Here is a 16,878-nt window from a genome sequence, read left to right as displayed (position 1 = left end):
TCCCTATGATCAGTTCTTTATGGATCGCGAAAACCGGTCTGGACGCACAGCAAACCAATATGGATGTGATTGCCAACAACCTGGCAAACGTCAGCACCAATGGTTTCAAGCGTCAGCGTGCGGTTTTCGAAGATTTGCTTTATCAAACGATTCGTCAGCCGGGAGCGCAGTCTTCTGAGCAAACCACGCTGCCGTCTGGTCTGCAAATTGGTACTGGCGTGCGCCCGGTTGCCACCGAGCGTCTGCACAGCCAGGGCAACCTGTCCCAGACCAACAACAGTAAAGACGTTGCCATTAAAGGTCAGGGTTTCTTCCAGGTGCAACTGCCTGACGGAACCTCAGCCTATACTCGCGACGGTTCGTTCCAGGTGGACCAGAACGGTCAGCTGGTGACGGCGGGCGGCTTCCAGGTTCAGCCTGCAATCACCATCCCGGCGAACGCACTGAGCATCACCATTGGCCGCGACGGCATCGTCAGCGTCACGCAGCAAGGGCAGGCCGCGCCGGTCCAGGTTGGCCAGCTCAACCTGACGACCTTCATGAACGATACCGGCCTGGAAAGCATCGGTGAGAATCTCTACACCGAAACGCAATCTTCCGGTACGCCAAATGAAAGTACACCGGGCCTGAACGGGGCGGGGCTGCTGTATCAGGGGTATGTGGAAACCTCGAACGTCAACGTGGCGGAAGAGCTGGTGAATATGATCCAGGTTCAGCGCGCCTATGAAATTAACAGTAAAGCAGTGTCGACGACCGACCAGATGCTGCAAAAACTGACGCAACTTTAAGGTGTAGCCCGGTGCGGTAAACCCCGCACCGGCTCCCTGTTTTCGAAGATGAAGGCAATGCAAAAAAACGCGGCGTTTCGTTATCCGATCCTGACTGTTCTGGCCGTCACCCTCAGCGGGTGTGCCTGGATCCCGTCTAAACCATTGGTACAGGGTGCGACTACCGCCCAACCCGTTCCCGGCCCCGCGCCGGTGGTGAACGGCTCTATTTTCCAGACCGCGCAGCCGATTAATTACGGTTATCAGCCGCTGTTTGAAGACCGTCGTCCGCGTAACGTTGGCGATACGCTGACCATTGTGTTGCAGGAAAACGTCAGTGCGAGCAAAAGTTCGTCGGCGAACGCCAGCCGCGACGGCAAAACCAATTTTGGCTTCGACACCGTACCGCGCTATCTGCAAGGGCTGTTCGGCAACGCCCGTGCGGATGTGGAAGCCTCTGGCGGCAACACCTTTAACGGTAAAGGTGGTGCGAACGCCAGCAATACCTTCAGCGGAACGCTGACGGTAACGGTTGACCAGGTTCTGGTGAACGGCAACCTGCACGTGGTGGGTGAAAAACAGATCGCCATTAACCAGGGCACGGAATTTATTCGCTTCTCCGGTGTGGTTAACCCTCGCACCATCAGCGGCACCAACACCGTACCGTCCACCCAGGTGGCGGATGCGCGCATTGAGTACGTCGGCAACGGCTACATCAACGAAGCGCAAAATATGGGCTGGCTGCAACGCTTCTTCCTTAACTTATCGCCGATGTAAGCGAGGTGACCTATGTATAAATTTCTCTTCGCCGTGGCACTGACGCTGGTTGCAACCGTTGCGCAGGCGGACCGCATTCGCGATCTCACCAGCGTGCAGGGCGTGCGTGAAAACTCCCTGATTGGCTACGGCCTGGTGGTGGGGCTGGATGGCACAGGTGACCAGACGACCCAGACGCCGTTCACCACCCAGAGTCTGAATAACATGCTCTCTCAGCTCGGTATTACCGTACCGGCCGGGACCAACATGCAGCTGAAAAACGTGGCGGCCGTGATGGTGACCGCGTCTTATCCGGCCTTTGCGCGTCAGGGGCAGACCATCGACGTGGTTGTCTCGTCGATGGGTAACGCCAAAAGTTTGCGCGGCGGTACGCTGCTGATGACCCCGCTGAAAGGCGTTGACAGCCAGGTGTATGCCCTGGCGCAGGGCAACATTCTGGTAGGCGGGGCAGGCGCGTCGGCGGGCGGCAGCAGCGTGCAGGTGAACCAGCTGAACGGCGGGCGTATTACCAACGGCGCGATCATTGAACGTGAACTGCCGACCCAGTTCGGTACCGGCAACACCATTAACCTGCAACTGAATAACGAAGACTTTACGATGGCGCAGCAGATCGCTGACACCATCAACCGCAGCCGGGGTTACGGCAGCGCCACCGCGCTGGATGCCCGCACCGTGCAGATCCGCACGTCAACCGGGAGCAGTAACCAGGTGCGGATGCTGGCCGATATCCAGAACATGGAAGTGAACGTGCCGGTGCAGGATGCGAAAGTCATTATCAACTCCCGTACCGGCTCGGTGGTGATGAACCGCGAAGTGACGCTGGACAGCTGTGCCGTGGCGCAGGGTAATCTCTCCGTCACGGTTAACCGTTCGGCCAACGTCAGCCAGCCGGATACGCCGTTTGGTGGTGGTCAGACGGTAGTGACCCCGCAAACGCAGATTGATCTGCGTCAGAGCGGCGGTTCGTTGCAGAGCGTGCGTTCCAGCGCCAACCTGAACAGCGTGGTGCGTGCCCTGAACGCGCTGGGTGCAACGCCAATGGATCTGATGTCCATTCTGCAATCCATGCAAAGTGCAGGCTGCCTGCGCGCTAAACTGGAAATCATCTAAATGCTGACCGATAGCAAACTGTTGACCAGTGCCGCCTGGGATGCCCAGTCGCTCAACGAGCTGAAAACCAAAGCGGGCAAGGATCCGGCGGCGAATATCCGCCCGGTTGCCCGTCAGGTGGAAGGCATGTTCGTGCAGATGATGTTGAAAAGCATGCGTGAAACCCTGCCGAAAGATGGCATGTTCAGCAGCGATTCCACGCGGCTTTACACCAGCATGTACGATCAGCAGATTGCCCAGCAAATGACCGCCGGAAAGGGGCTTGGCCTGGCGGACATGATTGTGAAGCAGACCGCAGCCGCTCAGGGGCTGCCGCCTGAAGAGACCCCGCAGCAGGTGCCGCTGAAGTTTGATCTGGAAAAGGTGACCAGTTATCAAAATCAGGCGTTGACGCAGATGGTGCGTAAGGCGATGCCGAAGCCAGCAGAAACGCGTGACGAGCCGCTCTCTGGCGACAGCAAAGACTTCCTGGCGCAGCTCTCTCTGCCAGCGCGTCTTGCCAGTGAAGAGAGTGGCGTGCCGCACCATCTGATTCTGGCGCAGGCGGCGCTGGAGTCGGGCTGGGGTCAACGTCAGATCCGCAGGGAGAACGGTGAGCCGAGCTTCAACATCTTTGGCGTGAAGGCCACCTCCAGCTGGAAGGGGCCGACCACGGAAATCACCACCACCGAATATGAAAATGGTGCGGCGGTGAAGGTGAAAGCCAAATTCCGCGTCTATAGCTCGTATCTGGAAGCGTTGTCGGATTATGTCGGGCTGTTGAGCCGGAATCCGCGCTACACCGCCGTGACCCAGGCCGCCACGCCAGAGCAGGGCGCTCAGGCATTGCAGAATGCTGGTTACGCGACCGATCCAAACTATGCGCGCAAGCTGACCAGCATGATCCAGCAACTGAAATCCATGTCTGAGAAGGTCAGCAAAGCCTATAGCACAGATCTCGAAAATCTGTTCTGAAAGTTCTCAAGTCCCGGTGGAGGTTGCCGATAACCTTCATCAGGACTCGTGTCTGAACGTATAAAAGGAACCCCCATGTCCAGTTTGATTAACAGCGCCATGAGTGGCCTCAGTGCTGCGCAGTCGGCACTCAATACCGTCAGTAATAATATTTCAAGCTATAACGTGGCAGGTTATACCCGCCAGACCACCATTCTGGGGGCATCCAACAGCACCCTGACCGGCGGTGGCTGGGTGGGTAACGGGGTCTATGTCTCCGGTGTTCAGCGTGAATATGATGCGTTTATCACCAACCAGCTGCGCGCGGCGCAGAACCAGAGCAGTGGGCTGACCACGCGCTACCAGCAGATGTCAAAAATTGACGACGTGCTCTCGGATACCACTAATTCGCTCTCTGCCAACCTCCAGGATTTCTTTAAAAGTCTGCAAACGCTGGTAAGTAACGCAGAAGATCCGGCTGCACGCCAGACGGTGCTCGGGAAGGCGGATGGTCTGGTAAATCAGTTTAAAACCAACGATCAATATCTCCGCGATCAGGATGCGCAGGTGAATACGGCGATTTCTACCAGCGTCGATCAGATCAATAACTATGCGAAGCAGATTGCCAATCTTAACGATCAGATCTCCCGGCTGACTGGCGTTGGTGCGGGCGCATCCCCGAACGAACTGCTCGATCAGCGCGATCAGCTGGTGAGTGAACTGAACAAGATTGTCGGTGTGGACGTTACCGTACAGGACAGCGGCACCTACAACATCTCTATCGCCAACGGTTACACCTTGGTACAGGGCAGCAACGCCAGCCAGCTGGCGGCGGTGAAATCCAGTGCGGATCCTGCACGTACAACGCTTGCGTATGTGGATGCAACCGTGGGCAACGTGGAAATCTCAGAAAAACAGATCACCACGGGGTCGCTTGGGGGCCTGTTAACCTTCCGCTCTCAGGATCTGGATCAGGCGCGAAATACGCTTAACCAGATGGCGCTGGCGTTTGCGGATGCCATGAATACCCAGCACCAGGCGGGCTTTGATGCCAACGGGGACGCAGGCGGCAAGCTGTTTGATTTTGGCTCTCCGGCGGTGCTGAGTAACGGCAAAAACACCGGGAGCGCGTCCGTTACGGCAACAATGACGGACAGTACCAAGGTCCAGGCGACAAACTATAAAGTTGAGTACAACGGTACTGACTGGACAATCACGCGTTTGTCAGACAACACCAGCTTCACGGCCAAACCTGATACTGGCGGTAATCTGTCGTTTGATGGTCTCAACGTCAAGATTAGCGGCTCAGCCAATAATAAAGACAGTTTCATCGTTAAACCGGTGAATGACGTTATTGTGAATATGGACGTTGCGATCAGCGACGAATCCAAACTGGCGATGGCCTCCGCGAAAGGAAGCGGCGAAAGCGACAATACCAATGGCCAGAAGCTGCTGGATTTGCAGAGCGCCAAATTGGTGGGGGGGAATAAAACCTTTAACGATGCTTATGCCGCGCTGGTCAGTACGGTGGGCAGCACCACGGCGTCGCTGAAAACCAGCAGCGAAACCAAAGTTAACGTGGTGACGCAGCTGACCAAACAACAGCAGTCAATTTCCGGGGTTAACCTGGATGAAGAGTATGGCAACCTGCAACGCTATCAGCAGTACTATCTGGCGAATGCGCAGGTGCTGCAAACGGCGAGCACGCTGTTTGATGCATTGATCAATATCCGCTAAGGCTGAGGCATAAAAAATGCGTATTAGTACTCAAATGATGTATGAGCAAAGCATGCGCGGCGTGACGAACTCCCAAAGTCTCTGGCTCAGCTACGGCGAGCAGATGTCTACGGGTAAGCGCATCAACCGTCCATCTGACGATCCGATTGCCGCCTCGCAGGCCGTGGTGCTCTCTCAGGCTCAAACGCAAAACAGCCAGTATGCGCTGGCGCGCTCCTTCGCTACGACGAAAGTCTCGCTGGAAGAGAACGTGTTATCGCAAGTGACAACCGCTATCCAGGCTGCTCAGGAAAAGATTGTCAATGCGGGTAACGGTACGTTAAGTGACGATGACCGCGCTTCGCTGGCAACGAACCTGCAAGGTATTCGCGATCAGCTCATGAACCTGGCTAACAGCACGGATGGTAACGGTCGCTATATTTTTTCCGGTTACAAAACCGAAGCGGCGGCTTTCGACCAGACTACGGGTGATTATAAGGGCGGCGGAACGCCAATCAGCCAGCAGGTTGACTCCGCGCGCACGATGCAAATCAGCCATACGGGCACTGAAGTTTTCACCAGCTTCACCAGCAATGCGAAGCCAGAGCCAGATGGTAGTGCGCCAGAAACGAATTTGTTCAAGATCCTCGATGCTGCCATCGATGCGCTGAATGAACCGATTGGCGATGACGAAACGAAGTCTGAGGCGTTTACCGCGGCGATTGATAAAGCCAACCGTGGCCTGAGCAACTCCCTCAACAACGTGCTGACCGTGCGCGCCGACCTCGGCATCAAGCTGGATGAGCTGGGCAAGCTGGACGCTCTGGGTGAAGACCGCGCGCTGGGGCAGACTCAGCAGATGAGTAACCTGGTTGACGTGGACTGGAACTCGGTGATTTCGTCCTACACCATGCAGCAGGCGGCGTTGCAGGCCTCGTATAAAGCCTTTAGCGATATGCAGGGTATGTCTTTGTTCCAGATGAACAGATAAGACGCTGACCGATTGGAACATGTCATGAAACTGGGCATGTTTTGACTGCCCAACCCGTCCGGGTTGGGCATTTTTTTTACACACTTTCGGCCTGTGCGGACAGCACCCGGGCGCCTTCAATCACTCTGATAGCCAGCGCAATGGCACCGCACAGGGTTGCCAGCGCCACCACGCCAGACCAACCTGCCAGCGTATAGATATTGCTGCCTAATGCTGAACCCAGCGCCATTCCGATAAAAATGACGGTAAACAGCAGGGCGTTCAGACGCCCACGTGCCTGCGGCTCAAGGCTGTAGACCAGATTCTGGTGGGCCACAAGACTGGACTGTAAGCCAAGATCGAAACCGACCGCAGAGAGAGCAATCAGGATCAACTGACCGTGTACACCCAGTGCTGGCATCAGGAACATCAGGGCAAACGAGAGCGTCACCAGCGCGGCACCCAGTTGGGTCACTTTACCGGCCCCCAGCTTATCCGCCAGACCCCCTGCCAGCGGTGCGGCCAGCGCGCCTGCGGCACCGGCAATACCAAACCCACCCGCCACGGCGCTGCCAAGGTGATACCGTTCCAGCAGCATTACCGCCAGCGTTGACCAGAATGCGCTAAAGGCAATCGACAGAAAACCCTGGGCCAGTGCGGCCCGACGCAGCGCCGGGTAGCGACGCCAGAGGTGTGCCATGGAGCGCATCAGCGCCGGGTAGCTCAGCGTGGAGTGAACGGCGAAGCGGGGAAGCACGGCCCACATCACCACGCCGACAAAGGCAATACTTGCGGCGGCCAGTTGATACATCACCCGCCAGCCAAAGGCTTCACCCACCACGCCGCTCACGGTTCGGGAGAGCAAAATCCCCAGCAGCAGGCCGGTCATCACCGTGCCGACCGTTTTTCCCTGTTTGCCTTCCGGCGCGAGGATCGCTGCGGCCGGGACAATATCCTGCGCCATGGTGGCGGCCATGCCAATCAGCAGGCTGGTGAGCAACAGGGAGTGCAGTTGTCCGGTCAGGCTACAGCCCAGCAGGAACAGCGCCAGGGCCGCACTTTTTATCAGGATCAACGTTCTGCGGTCATGGCGATCGCCGAGCGGAAGCAGAAACAGGATGCCCAGGGCATAACCCGCCTGGGTGAGTGTCGGGACCAGGCCCATGCCTTCGATGCTCAGGTGCAGGTCTGAACCCATCAGCGGCAGCAGAGGCTGGGCATAATAGATGGATGCCACGCTGAAGCCCGCACCGAGCGCCAGCATTAAAATTACCCAGCGGCTTACGGCCCGGGTGGTGGTGGTTATGTTCATAGGATGTTCCTCATTCGTCGTGTGCGGCTATTTTTTATCAGTACCCCTTGCGACGGTAGCGGGCGCGGTGGTAAAACGCTTATACGTGTAGCGTATGAGTAAGAATGAGATGAAAAGGTCTGAGCGTATAGATCGCGTAGAACTGATGCGGACGTTCGTTCGCATTGTTGAGGCAGGTTCCCTTTCTGCGGCGGCACGCCAGCTGGCAACAACCCAGGCCACGGTGAGCCGACGGTTGCAGTCGCTTGAAACTATGCTGGGCGTGCGCCTGATGCTGCGCACAACGCATACGACCCGGCTGACCGATGACGGCGAACGCTGCTATCAGCATGCCCGACGGGTGATTGACAGCTGGCTGGCGCTGGAAGACGAGGTGGGGCAGACGGAAGATGAGCCTGTCGGGGTGCTGAGGGTGCGCGCTCCACACGCGTTTGGCCAGGATCAGCTTCTGAAACCGTTAACCGAGTTTTTGCAGCGTTATCCGCAGTTGTCTGTTGAGTGGATGCTCAACGATCGGTCAGCTGATTTCCTTGGTGATAATCTGGACTGCGCTATTCGGGTAGGCGCAGAAGTCGATCCGGCGACCGTATCTGTGCTGCTGGCCGAGGTGCCGCGCTCGGTGGTGGCGTCACCGGAACTACTGGCCCGTTATCCCGCGGTTAACACGCCGGACGATTTGCAACAGCTTCCCTGGATTGCCATCAGCTCTTTTTATCAACGCCATGTGGAGCTTTTCCACGATGCATCATCTGCCCCGGCGCGGGTTACCATTACGCCACGCCTGAGTACAGACAGCCTGTATGTGGCGCGCAATACGGCACTCACCGGGCTTGGCGTGGCGGTGGTTTCCAGCTGGACGGTACAGGATGATATTCAGGAAGGACGACTGGTGCATTTACTGCCAGAGTGGCAGCCGGCAGCGTTACCGGTACATCTGGTTTACCCCTGGTCTCGTTATTATCCGGCGCGCTTGCGGCGTTTTCTGGAGTTAATGCGGCAGATAATGCCGGAGGTGACCGGGATGAGAAAGCCCCTGCAACAGCCATAAAAAAGCCGACCCGAAGGTCGGCTTTCAGTCTTAGCGTGCGTTATTCAACAGGCTGAGGACGGGTAGCAGGGGCAGTAGCCATGTGCGTCGCACTGTGACCACCGGCAGCACCTTTACCTTCGAAGTTGAAGTCCGGACGAACCCAGTCGCTATGGCGCGGCGCTTCAGGAACATACTCAGGTGCCGGGGCGCGAGTCATTGGCGCGGTAGCAACGTGAGCAGGCGCTGGCGCGGCAACGGCCTCAACTGGCTCGGATTTCACTTCAGGCGCTTTGACCTCTTCAACAACAGGTTCAACCTGAATATCAACGTCCTGAACAACCTCTTCCGTCACAGTTTCAACGGCAACGTCTGCGGTTTCTTCTGCTACGGAGACCGGCTCAGCTTCTTCCGCGACTTCTTCAGCCACCACGGTATCTTCTTCGGCGATGATCTGCGGGGCGGCATCGACCGGCGCAGCAATCACTTCAGGATGGGTCGTTTCCACTTCCACGGCCTGCGGTGCCGCCGTTTCAACTACCTGCGGTTCAACCACGGTTGCCGCTTCAGTCACGACCTCTTCCACCGCCGCTACCGGTGCAATCACCTCTTCGGTCACAGCCTGTTCTTCAACAGCCTGCTCCGGGCGAGCAACCGGATAACGGATCCAGACTTTACCGGATGCCATTTCAGGTGACGCGCACGCCACGGTCAGTGGCATTGGAGATAGAGTCGGGTAACGCTCGTCACGGTAACGACGACGACGCTGACCGCTCACGCGCAGATGACGTGGAGAACGGCGGGAGCGACGCGGCATACCCGCGTTATCACGGTTTTCGCTGCTTTCGTCCTGCTCAACCTGATTTTCCACTACGGCTGGCAGGTCAACTTTCGCAACCTGTGTACCCGTTGTGCTTTCTGCCGCTTCAACCGCGATAACGTCGTTTTCTTCCGCCTGAACAGCACCCACACGTACTTTCTGGGTCAGCTGACGCTGCTTACGACGCGGCATAACCTGAGTACGCTCTTCCTGCTCCGTGTCCTGCTGTTCTACAGGCGCTTCGCGGTTCAGGTTTTTGACTTCCTGCTGGGCCTGGCGTTTCTCGTCGTTACGACGACGGTTACGCTCGCGGCGAGGCTGCTGCTCGTCACGCTGTTTGCTCTTCTCGGACTCATCGCCCGCCTGCTGGCGAATGTCACGATCTTCAACGTTCTGCTGTTGCTTCTCGCGACGGTTGCGACGGTTGTCCTCGCGTTGCTCACGACCTTCGTTGTTCTCGGAACGATTATCACGGCGCTCGTTACGATCGCTACGGTCGTTGCGGTCATTGCGATCGCGACGATTGTTCTGACGCTTACGACGGTCCTGCTGACGCTCTGGCTTCGCTTCTTTTGGTGCTTCTTTCGGCTGCTCAGGCTGTACTTCTTCGCCAGCAAACATTTTTTTCAGCGCACCGAAGATGCGGCTCAGGAGACCCGGTTGCTCAGGCTGCGCTGTTGGCGCGGCAGGCGCCGCTTTTTGCACAGCAGGTTTTGCCGCTGGTTTTTCCAGCGTTGCTTCCGGCGGTGCTTCCGGCATGATGAAGGTTGCTAATGCTGGCTGCTCAGGCAGTTTACGCTCGGCAGGCTCTTCATCAGATGGCAGCGCCATTTCTTCTTCATGCAGCTTCGGCAGCAGGTAGCTGAGGGTGCTTGTCTCTTCGCCTTTACGCACGCGCAGTACGTGATAGTGCGGGGTTTGCATCTCGTCGTTTGGCACGATGATGCAGCGAACGCCACCCTGACGCGCTTCGATTGCGCTCACCGCTGCACGTTTTTCGTTCAGCAGGTAAGAGGCAATCGGCACCGGAACAATGGCGTGAACCTCTTTGGTGTTCTCTTTCAGCGCTTCTTCTTCAATCAGACGCAGAATAGAGAGGGAGAGAGATTCATTGTCACGCACGGTACCCGTACCGGAACAGCGCGGGCAAACATGATGGCTGGACTCGCCGAGTGACGGGCTGAGGCGCTGACGGGACATTTCCAGCAGGCCGAAGCGCGAGATATGGCTAATCTGAATACGGGCACGATCCTGGCGCACCGCTTCACGCAGACGGTTTTCAACCGCACGCTGGTGGCGAACCGGGGTCATGTCGATGAAGTCGATAACGATCAGACCGCCCAGGTCGCGCAGGCGGAGCTGGCGGGCGATTTCATCTGCGGCTTCAAGGTTGGTGTTGAAGGCGGTCTCTTCGATGTCGCCGCCGCGGGTTGCACGCGCGGAGTTGATGTCGATAGCGGTCAGCGCTTCGGTGGTATCGATAACGATAGAGCCGCCGGACGGCAGACGCACTTCACGCTGGAAGGCAGACTCGATCTGGGATTCAATCTGATAGTGGCTGAACAGCGGGATTTCACCGGTGTACAGTTTAATTTTGCTGGTGAAATCCGGGCGACCCAGCGCGGCGATGTGCTGGCGAGCCAGCTCAAGCACTTTCGGGTTATCAATCAGAATTTCACCAATGTCCTGACGCAGATAATCACGGAAAGCACGCACAATAACGTTACTTTCCTGGTGGATCAGGAACGGAGCAGGACGGCTTTCAGCCGCTTTCTTAATGGCTTCCCAGTGCTTCAGGCGGAAGCTCAGGTCCCACTGCAACGCTTCGGCAGATTTGCCGACGCCTGCGGTGCGCACGATAAGGCCCATGCCGTCTGGCAGCTCAAGACTTGCCAGCGCTTCTTTCAGCTCGGTACGGTCATCGCCTTCGATACGGCGAGAGATGCCACCCGCACGCGGGTTGTTTGGCATCAATACCAGATAGCTGCCTGCCAGACTGATAAAGGTGGTCAGTGCGGCACCTTTGTTGCCGCGCTCTTCTTTATCGATCTGAACGATAACTTCCTGACCTTCACGCAGAACATCTTTGATGTTCGGACGGCCATGGGAGTTGTAGTTGGCAGGGAAATATTCGCGGGCAATTTCTTTGAGAGGAAGGAAACCGTGACGCTCAGCACCGTAATCGACAAATGCAGCTTCAAGGCTTGGTTCAATGCGGGTGATTTTGCCTTTGTAAATGTTCGCTTTTTTCTGTTCGTGTCCAGGACTTTCGATATCCAGATCGTACAGGCGCTGCCCATCCACAAGGGCGACACGCAACTCTTCTTGTTGAGTTGCGTTGATTAACATTCTTTTCATCGTAACTTACTCGTTATTCTTACATTGACGACAAAGCTGCGGGCAAGGTGACGCTTTCCGGGGTATGAACCGATGGCCTCGTGTCTGTTCACGTCGCCAACCTCACGGTTGTCGCTCGCTTAAGAGGCGCAGAGTGTCGGTTGCCTGTATTTCATACGGAAACACAGCGCAATTATCAGGGGAATTGCCTGGGAAAACTCTCCAGAAAACAATCCTTATACCGGGAAGTACTGCAACCCGCAGCCCGCTAACTGCCTGAAAGATCAATACGTCTTACGCCATTGCTGCGTGGATGATCGGTCAGACAAAATTGGTCATTCCGTCGATATCCTTACAAAACCCGGATTTAACGCGGAAAACGGATTCATTATTCCACTGCTCGCCGGGTTATAGCAAGATGACTTTTACCAATTATCACCCGGTTACTCACAGTTTCTTCACTTCAACGGGGTGATTGGTTTAATAACCACCAAATCGATTGCGCGAAAGGGGAGTGGTCCGGATAAAAGTAAATATAAGCATAGAAAAATGAGTGGCGCTAATGCCTGACGCTATTTAGAATCGCCAACCATGAAAACAGAGACTCCAGCCGTAAAAATGGTTGCCATCGCCGACGATGAGGCGGGGCAACGTATCGATAATTTTTTGCGCACCCAGCTTAAGGGCGTGCCAAAAAGTATGATTTATCGCATCTTGCGTAAGGGCGAGGTGCGGGTGAACAAAAAACGCGTGAAGCCCGAGTATAAGCTCGAGGCGGGCGATGAAGTCCGCATTCCGCCGGTACGTGTTGCAGAGCGTGAAGAAGAGGTCGTTTCTCCGAAGCTGCAAAAAGTTGCGGCCCTGAGCGACGTTATCCTTTATGAGGATGACCACATTCTGGTGCTGAATAAACCGTCCGGAACGGCGGTGCACGGGGGGAGCGGCCTGAGCTTCGGTGTGATTGAAGGTTTACGCGCCCTGCGCCCGGAAGCGCGTTTCCTCGAACTGGTTCACCGTCTTGACCGTGATACCTCTGGCGTGCTGCTGGTGGCGAAAAAACGTTCTGCGCTGCGTTCCCTGCATGAACAGCTGCGCGAAAAAGGGATGCAGAAAGATTATCTGGCGCTGGTGCGCGGTCAGTGGCAGTCCCACGTGAAAGTGGTGCAGGCCCCGCTGCTGAAAAATATTCTGCAAAGCGGCGAGCGCATTGTTCGTGTTAATCAGGAAGGGAAACCGTCTGAGACGCGCTTTAAAGTCGAAGAGCGCTACGAATTCGCCACGCTGGTGCGCTGTAGTCCAGTGACAGGGCGTACCCACCAGATTCGCGTCCATACCCAGTTTGCGGGCCATCCGATTGCGTTTGATGACCGCTATGGCGACCGTGAGTTTGATAAGCAGCTGGCGGGCACGGGGCTGTCGCGTCTGTTCCTGCATGCGGCCGCACTGAAGTTTACCCATCCTAATACCGGTGAAGTGATCCGTATTGAAGCGCCGCTGGATGAGCAGTTGAAACGCTGCCTGAAGGTTTTGCGCGGCTGATTTTGCCTTCCTCCCTCTCCCTGTGGGTGAGGGAGGAAGGCCGCAACGCTCACGCCGTCAGCGGATTACACTCTTCTCGCCTTAACATCTGGCACAGCGCAATCAGCGGCAACCCCACCAGCGTGTTCGGATCCCGACCGTCCAGCTTATCGAACAGCGCAATCCCCAGTCCTTCGCTTTTAAAGCTTCCTGCGCAGTTCAGCGGACGTTCACGGCGCACGTAATTCAGAATCTCCTGCTCGCTGAGATGGCGGAAGTGGACATCAAACGGTTCACATTCGGTTTGCAGATGACCGGAGGCAGAATTATAAAGCGCCAGGCCCGTATAAAAGGTCACGATACTGCCTCGCGCACGCAAAAGCTGCTGGCAGGCGTTTTCTTCCGTATGCGGTTTGCCGGTGATTTCGCCGTCCAGCACACAAACCTGATCGGAGCCTATAATCAGATGAGCGGGGTAACGTACGGCCAGCGACTGTGCTTTCTCTTTCGCGAGACGGGCCACCAGATGACGCGGTGACTCGCCCGGCTGTGGTGTCTCATCCACTTCCGGCGCAGCGCATTCAAACGGGATCCCGAGCTTTTCCAGCAGCATTCGGCGATAAGGTGAAGTGGAAGCAAGGACGAGATTTGGCATATTTTTATCACCAGATATAGCGTATCGATGCCAGCCATTTTAAACTACAGGCCGCAATGTGTGCGAATAATTGGCAAAAGGCAGCTCTGGTTGCCTTTTTCTTTGACTCTATGACGTTACAAAGTTAATATGCGCGCCCTATGCAAAAGGTAAAATTACCCCTGACTCTTGATCCGGTTCGTACGGCTCAAAAACGCCTCGATTACGAAGGAATCTATTCTTCCGATCAGGCTGAGCGTATTGCCGAATCTGTAGTCAGTGTGGACAGTGATGTAGAATGCTCCATGTCGTTCGCTATCGACAACCAGCGCCTCGCCGTGTTAACCGGTGATGCAAAGGTGACGGTAACGCTCGAATGTCAGCGTTGCGGGAAACCGTTTGTACAGCATGTTCACACAACGTATTGTTTCAGTCCGGTTCGTTCTGACGAACAGGCTGAAGCACTCCCGGAAGCGTATGAGCCGATTGAGGTTAACGAATTCGGTGAAATCGATCTTCTGGCGCTGGTTGAAGATGAAGTCATCCTCTCCCTGCCAGTCGTTCCGGTGCATGATTCTGAACACTGTGAAGTGTCCGAGGCGGACATGGTCTTTGGGGAACTGCCTGATGAAGCGCAAAAACCAAACCCATTTGCCGTATTAGCCAGCTTAAAGCGTAAGTAATTGAGGAGTAAGGTCCATGGCCGTACAACAGAATAAACCAACCCGTTCCAAACGTGGCATGCGTCGTTCCCATGACGCGCTGACCGCAGTTACCAGCCTGTCTGTAGACAAGACTTCTGGTGAGAAACACCTGCGTCACCACATCACCGCTGACGGTTTCTACCGCGGCCGCAAGGTTATCACTAAGTAATCACGCGTCAGCGTGATTAGGCTTAGTGAGGAACTTCCCCGTGCAAACGGGGAGTTTACCGAACCAGGCTGCGACGATACCTTGACACGTCTAACCCTGGCGTTAGATGTCATGGGGGGAGATTTCGGCCCTACCGTGACAGTGCCTGCAGCATTGCAGGCACTGAATTCTAATTCGCAACTCACACTTCTTTTAGTCGGTAATCCCGACACAATCACGCCATTACTTGCAAAAGCTGACTTTGAACAACGTTCGCGTCTGCAGATTATTCCTGCGCAGTCAGTTATTGCCAGTGATGCCCGGCCATCGCAGGCTATTCGTAATAGCCGCGGCAGCTCTATGCGAATGGCGCTGGAGCTGGTGAAAGAGGGGCGCGCCCAGGCTTGCGTCAGCGCGGGAAATACTGGCGCGCTGATGGGGCTGTCGAAATTATTGCTCAAGCCGATTGAGGGCATTGAGCGTCCGGCGCTGGTGACGGTGTTGCCGCACCAGCAGAAGGGCAAAACGGTGGTGCTCGACCTGGGCGCTAACGTGGATTGTGACAGTACAATGCTGGCTCAGTTTGCCGTTATGGGGTCAGTGCTGGCAGAAGACGTGGTCGGGATTAACAATCCCCGCGTTGCGTTATTGAATATTGGTGAAGAAGAGACCAAAGGCCTGGACAGTATTCGCGACGCTGCGGAAATACTCAAACAGGTCCCCTCCATCAACTATATTGGTTATCTCGAAGCCAATGAGTTGCTGACGGGCAAAACGGATGTATTAGTGTGTGATGGCTTCACCGGAAACGTAACGTTGAAGACCATGGAAGGGGTCGTAAGAATGTTCCTTTCTCTGCTGAAATCGCAGGGGGAGGGTAAAAAAAGGTCCTGGTGGCTGATTTTATTAAAGCGTTGGTTACAAAAAAGCCTGACGCGGCGATTCAGTCACCTCAACCCCGACCAGTATAATGGCGCCTGTCTGTTAGGATTGCGCGGCATCGTGATTAAGAGTCATGGCGCCGCCAATCAGCGAGCATTTACCGTCGCGATTGAACAGGCAGTGCAGGCGGTGCAGCGACAAGTCCCTCAGAGGATTGCCGCTCGCCTGGGATCTGTATTAGCTAAAAGTGACTGAGCGTACATGTATACGAAGATTTTAGGTACCGGCAGCTACCTGCCAAAACAAGTGCGTACCAACGCCGATCTTGAAAAAATGGTAGATACGTCTGACGAGTGGATTGTCACGCGCACAGGTATCCGTGAACGTCGTATCGCCGCGCCAGACGAAACCGTGTCCACCATGGGCTACGAAGCCGCTCAGCGTGCGCTTGAGATGGCGGGCATTGATAAAGAACAGATCGGGCTTATCGTGGTGGCAACCACCTCAGCCACGCATGCCTTCCCAAGCGCAGCGTGCCAGGTACAGAACATGCTCGGCATCAAAGGCTGCCCGGCATTTGACGTTGCTGCTGCATGCGCGGGCTTCACCTATGCGTTGAGCATCGCCGATCAGTACGTAAAATCGGGCGCCGTAAAATATGCGCTGGTGATCGGGGCTGACGTGCTGGCGCGTACCTGCGATCCAACCGATCGCGGCACGATCATTATTTTTGGCGATGGTGCGGGCGCGGTGCTGCTGGGACAGTCCGAAGAGCCGGGTATCATCTCCACGCATCTGCATGCTGACGGTCGCTATGGCGAGCTGTTAACGCTGCCTAACGCCGATCGCGTTAATCCGGACAGTTCGATCTACCTGACGATGGCGGGTAACGAGGTGTTCAAAGTCGCCGTGACTGAACTCGCTCACATCGTTGATGAGACGCTGGAAGCGAACAATCTGGATCGCGCTGCGCTCGACTGGCTGGTGCCGCATCAGGCTAACCTGCGTATTATCAGCGCGACGGCGAAGAAGCTGGGTATGTCTATGGATAACGTTGTGGTGACGCTTGATCGCCACGGCAACACCTCTGCGGCATCGGTACCGTGCGCATTTGACGAAGCGGTACGCGATGGACGAATTAAACGGGGCCAACTGGTCTTGCTTGAAGCCTTTGGTGGCGGGTTCACCTGGGGTTCCGCGCTGGTTCGTTTCTAGGATAAGGA

15 protein-coding genes are annotated in these 16,878 nt (G+C 56.0%); 12 read left to right on the top strand and 3 right to left on the bottom strand.

Going from position 1 to position 16,878, the window contains the following annotated elements; genetic code table 11:
- Nucleotides 1-5: 5 nt before the first annotated feature.
- The 6 genes from flgG to flgL all read left to right on the top strand — a co-directional run bounded on the left by flgG (nt 6) and on the right by flgL (nt 6,294).
- Entirely contained in the window at nt 6-788 is a 783-nt protein-coding gene (flgG, locus tag ACOTX7_RS12450; RefSeq protein ID WP_000625853.1) for a flagellar basal-body rod protein FlgG, read from the top strand.
- Nucleotides 789-845: 57 nt separating this feature from the next.
- Nucleotides 846-1,544, top strand: coding sequence for a flagellar basal body L-ring protein FlgH (flgH, locus tag ACOTX7_RS12445; RefSeq protein WP_003857987.1), 699 nt, complete (start codon nt 846-848; stop codon nt 1,542-1,544).
- A gap of 12 nt (nt 1,545-1,556) precedes the next feature.
- Nucleotides 1,557-2,654, top strand: coding sequence for a flagellar basal body P-ring protein FlgI (locus tag ACOTX7_RS12440; protein WP_006809261.1), 1,098 nt, complete (start codon nt 1,557-1,559; stop codon nt 2,652-2,654).
- Nucleotides 2,655-3,608, top strand: a complete 954-nt coding sequence (gene flgJ, locus ACOTX7_RS12435) for a flagellar assembly peptidoglycan hydrolase FlgJ (protein ID WP_006809260.1) — start codon at nt 2,655-2,657, stop codon at nt 3,606-3,608.
- A gap of 75 nt (nt 3,609-3,683) precedes the next feature.
- Nucleotides 3,684-5,324 (top strand): flagellar hook-associated protein FlgK, encoded by a 1,641-nt coding sequence (gene flgK / locus ACOTX7_RS12430; protein WP_205921091.1) that lies wholly within the window; start codon nt 3,684-3,686, stop codon nt 5,322-5,324.
- 16 nt (nt 5,325-5,340) lie between these two features.
- On the top strand, nt 5,341-6,294 hold the full coding sequence (gene flgL / locus ACOTX7_RS12425) for a flagellar hook-associated protein FlgL (RefSeq protein ID WP_205921090.1): 954 nt from the start codon (nt 5,341-5,343) through the stop codon (nt 6,292-6,294).
- A gap of 76 nt (nt 6,295-6,370) precedes the next feature.
- Here the strand turns inward: flgL and ACOTX7_RS12420 are convergent, their stop codons facing one another.
- Nucleotides 6,371-7,585, bottom strand: a complete 1,215-nt coding sequence (locus tag ACOTX7_RS12420) for an MFS transporter (protein WP_350364096.1) — start codon at nt 7,583-7,585, stop codon at nt 6,371-6,373.
- Between the two features lie 109 nt (nt 7,586-7,694).
- Here ACOTX7_RS12420 and ACOTX7_RS12415 point away from each other — a divergent pair, with 109 nt between their 5' ends.
- Nucleotides 7,695-8,633 (top strand): LysR family transcriptional regulator, encoded by a 939-nt coding sequence (locus tag ACOTX7_RS12415; RefSeq protein WP_185812648.1) that lies wholly within the window; start codon nt 7,695-7,697, stop codon nt 8,631-8,633.
- A 40-nt stretch (nt 8,634-8,673) separates the two neighbouring features.
- On the opposite strand, the gene rne is transcribed toward ACOTX7_RS12415, so the two are convergent.
- Nucleotides 8,674-11,790 (bottom strand): ribonuclease E, encoded by a 3,117-nt coding sequence (rne, locus tag ACOTX7_RS12410; RefSeq protein ID WP_221255797.1) that lies wholly within the window; start codon nt 11,788-11,790, stop codon nt 8,674-8,676.
- A gap of 570 nt (nt 11,791-12,360) precedes the next feature.
- On the opposite strand from rne, the gene rluC reads away from it, so the two are divergent.
- Nucleotides 12,361-13,308: a 23S rRNA pseudouridine(955/2504/2580) synthase RluC gene (gene rluC, locus ACOTX7_RS12405; RefSeq protein WP_003857970.1), complete on the top strand. Its 948-nt coding sequence runs from the start codon at nt 12,361-12,363 to the stop codon at nt 13,306-13,308.
- A gap of 49 nt (nt 13,309-13,357) precedes the next feature.
- Here the strand turns inward: rluC and ACOTX7_RS12400 are convergent, their stop codons facing one another.
- Complete coding sequence (locus tag ACOTX7_RS12400; RefSeq protein ID WP_221813562.1) at nt 13,358-13,942, bottom strand: Maf family protein; 585 nt, start codon at nt 13,940-13,942, stop codon at nt 13,358-13,360.
- Nucleotides 13,943-14,082: 140 nt separating this feature from the next.
- Between ACOTX7_RS12400 and yceD the strand changes: the two genes are divergently transcribed.
- The 4 genes from yceD to ACOTX7_RS12380 all read left to right on the top strand — a co-directional run bounded on the left by yceD (nt 14,083) and on the right by ACOTX7_RS12380 (nt 16,870).
- On the top strand, nt 14,083-14,604 hold the full coding sequence (gene yceD, locus ACOTX7_RS12395) for a 23S rRNA accumulation protein YceD (RefSeq protein WP_003857966.1): 522 nt from the start codon (nt 14,083-14,085) through the stop codon (nt 14,602-14,604).
- A gap of 16 nt (nt 14,605-14,620) precedes the next feature.
- Entirely contained in the window at nt 14,621-14,794 is a 174-nt protein-coding gene (gene rpmF, locus ACOTX7_RS12390) for a 50S ribosomal protein L32 (protein ID WP_003857964.1), read from the top strand.
- 81 nt (nt 14,795-14,875) lie between these two features.
- Entirely contained in the window at nt 14,876-15,910 is a 1,035-nt protein-coding gene (gene plsX, locus ACOTX7_RS12385) for a phosphate acyltransferase PlsX (RefSeq protein ID WP_017693638.1), read from the top strand.
- A 6-nt stretch (nt 15,911-15,916) separates the two neighbouring features.
- The gene (locus tag ACOTX7_RS12380) at nt 15,917-16,870 is read left to right on the top strand and encodes a beta-ketoacyl-ACP synthase III (RefSeq protein WP_003857960.1); all 954 of its coding nucleotides are present in this window, start codon (nt 15,917-15,919) and stop codon (nt 16,868-16,870) included.
- Nucleotides 16,871-16,878: the final 8 nt, after the last annotated feature.

The sequence above is a fragment of the Enterobacter cloacae complex sp. IR5418 genome, from assembly GCF_049238105.1.
Lineage (GTDB): Bacteria > Pseudomonadota > Gammaproteobacteria > Enterobacterales > Enterobacteriaceae > Enterobacter > Enterobacter hormaechei.
The sequence above is the reverse complement of the archived record's forward strand: the minus strand, read 5'-3'. Positions and strand labels throughout refer to the sequence as shown.